Annotated in this window: 1 protein-coding gene; it reads right to left on the bottom strand. The window is 39.2% G+C overall.

Annotated features, from left to right (window positions below):
* Positions 1–176 (bottom strand): hypothetical protein (locus tag PZE06_RS29185; RefSeq protein WP_309145456.1); only part of this gene is annotated, 176 nt, incomplete at its 3' end.
* Positions 177–286 lie beyond the last annotated feature (110 nt).

Below are 286 nucleotides of genomic sequence, written 5' to 3'. Positions count from 1 at the left end.
GGAAGATGCGGTCTTTTTTCAGCCCACCCTGCAACAAACTCAATCACTTCCTCGATTGTTTTGCACATTTTTCTTTCCCTATTTGTTTTAAACCCTAATCGATCTAAAAGTTCAAGCGCTCCACTATGGGACGTCACACCTGCTGCTTCTGTGTTAGCGATACTATAAAGAAAAATGGAACATTTAGAAGAAGATTTTTTGTAAACCTTCTAAAAGCATGGTTTGGCGAAAATGCAAAACCAGAAAACGATTTTGGCTATGGTTGGCTGCCGAAAAAAGATGCAAA

Origin of the sequence: Robertmurraya sp. DFI.2.37, from assembly GCF_029211245.1 — a bacterium.
Taxonomy (GTDB): domain Bacteria; phylum Bacillota; class Bacilli; order Bacillales; family Cytobacillaceae; genus Robertmurraya; species Robertmurraya methanolica_A.
This window is presented reverse-complemented; position numbering and strand designations above follow the sequence as displayed.